A 2,272-nucleotide genomic window follows, 5' to 3' on the forward strand; every position below is an offset into this window, starting at 1 on the left:
CGAGCAAGGCGGTGGTCATCTTCGCGTCGCCAAACACGCTTGGCCACTCGCCGAAAGCCAGGTTGGTCGTGACGATCACGGAGGTCTGTTCGTAGAGCCGGCTGATCAGATGGAACAGAAGCTGGCCACCCGACTGGGCAAATGGCAGATAGCCGAGTTCGTCGAGGACGATAAAGTCCATCCGCGAGAGATAGTCCGCCATCCGGCCCTGGCGACCCGCGCGGGCCTCGGCCTCCAATCGGTTGACCAGATCAACCACGTTGTAGAACCGCCCGCGTGATCCAGCGCGAATGCACGCCCGCGCAATCCCGATCGCTAGGTGGGTCTTGCCCGTGCCGGTGCCGCCCACCAGGACGACGTTGCGCTCATGGGCCAGGAACTCTCCCCCGGACAGATCCCGTACGAGGCCTTCATTGATCGGCGTGTCGGCGAAGACGAAGTCCTCGAGATCCTTGGCCAGGGGCAGCTTGGCAATCGTCATCTGGTATTTGATCGAGCGCGCCTGCTTCTCGGCGATCTCTGCCGCCAACAGATCGCCCACGACACGCTGGGGCTCGTGAGTGCGCTTGACAGCGGTCGTGATGATCTCGTCATAGGCCGCCTTCATGCCATAGAGCTTGAGGCTGCCCATGGCCGTAAGGATCTCGGTCCGTTCCATCACACAGCCCTCCTGATGCTGTCATAACGAGCGCAATCGGCCTGCGGCTCATGCCGGAGCCGCAACGCCTGTGGGGTCGTGATCGTCAGCGGCGGTTCCGGCTCGCGCCGCCGGGCGAGAATGTTGAGGATCACATCGGCGGACCAGACGCCTTCATGCAGGGCCTCGGCGCAGGCGGCCTCGACAGCCGGCAGTCCATCGCTCAGCACCGCCGTCAGGATGCTGACCATCTGGCGGTCACCATCGTGCCGACCAGCGAGCTTGCGCCGGACACGTTCAAGAGCGGCGGGCAGCACCCAGTCTTTGAAGGGAGCGCCATTCCGCAAAGCCCCTGGCTTGCGGGCCAGCACCGGCACGTAATGCCAGGGGTCGAAGATTGTCTGATCGCGCCCGAAGCAGCGGACATGCTCGGCCACGATCCGGCCATCCTGGCGGCACTCGATCCGATCGGCATAGGCCCGGATCTCCACCGGCCGCCCGACTGCGCTGGCGGCGATCGAATACTTGTTGGTGTCGAAGCGGACCAAACAGGTGCGGGAGACGGACGCCGGAACCGCATGGAAGCCGTCGAATGGCCCGGGATAGGGAACCAGGCTGGCGCGTTCCGCCTCGAAGACCTGCCAAATCGTCCGGTCGCGGTGTTCGGGATGAGCATGCGCCTTGGCATAGACAATGCATTGATCGAGCAGCCAGGCATTCAACTCGTCATAGGACTTCACCCGCAGCCGCGGCGTGAAGAAGCGCTCGCGCACGAGCCCGACTTGGTTCTCGACCTGACCCTTCTCCCAGCCGGAGGCCGGCGTGCAGGCGACCGGGTCCACTAGGTAATGTCCGCACATCTGGAGAAAGCGGCGGTTGTAGGCGCGCTCCTTGCCGATGAAGATGGCGTCCACCGCGGTCTTCATGTTGTCGTAGATGCCGCGCCGGCAGGCGCCCTTGAAGAACGCAAAAGCGCGGTCATGGGCATCAAAGACCATCTCCTGGCTCTCGCGCGGATAGGCCCGCACGAACATCATGCGCGAGTGGCAGAGCCGGACATGAGCGACTTTGACGGTAACCGGCATGCCATTGAGCAGGATGACTTCATGGCTCCAGTCGAACTGGTAGGCCTCGCCCGGCGCAAAGCTCAGAGGCACGAAGACGGCGGCTGGGGAGGTGGACTGTTCCCGGCGCCAGCTCTTGGCATAGCGGCGCACAGCGTCATAGCCGCCTTCATAGCCAACGCTCCGTAATTCTTCGAACACCCGGATCAGGGTCAGACGTTCCCGAGCAGGCTTGACACTGTTGAGCGCCAGCAGGCGATCCAGATCCTCCTTCCAAGGGCCGATCCGCGGCAGAGGCTGATGTTCGCGTTCGTAGCGGAACTCAGTGGCTCCCGAGCGCAGAACCTTACGGACGGTGTTGCGCGCGATGTGGAGCTCGCGGGAAATCTGCTTGATCGTTTTGCCGCGCACGAAGAACTCGCGCCGGATCCGTGCAATCGTGTCCACGCCCTTCATCCCCTGCACCCATCCTGAACCAGGACAGGCAGTTTGCTCGCGTGACAGCCGCAGGGGGCAATTTTGGACGCCGATCCCCCACCTCAGAGGGTCAACATTGCATGCCGAAACACAG

2 protein-coding genes are annotated in these 2,272 nt (G+C 63.3%); both read right to left on the bottom strand.

Annotated features, from left to right (window positions below; all coding sequences use genetic code 11):
• On the bottom strand, positions 1-658 hold a 658-nt coding region (gene istB / locus JKL46_RS34590; RefSeq protein ID WP_201842957.1), incomplete at its 3' end, for an IS21-like element helper ATPase IstB.
• Positions 658-2,157: an IS21 family transposase gene (gene istA, locus JKL46_RS34595; protein WP_201842959.1), complete on the bottom strand. Its 1,500-nt coding sequence runs from the start codon at positions 2,155-2,157 to the stop codon at positions 658-660. The genes istA and istB, both read right to left, overlap by 1 nt.
• Positions 2,158-2,272: the final 115 nt, after the last annotated feature.

Source organism: Microvirga zambiensis WSM3693, assembly GCF_016735695.1.
Lineage (GTDB): Bacteria > Pseudomonadota > Alphaproteobacteria > Rhizobiales > Beijerinckiaceae > Microvirga > Microvirga zambiensis.

What these genes read in the sequence shown, in the direction of transcription:
- istA (WP_201842959.1), bottom strand. Translation starts at nt 2,157, where the DNA reads ATGAAGGGCGTGGACACGATTGCACGGATCCGGCGCGAGTTCTTCGTG.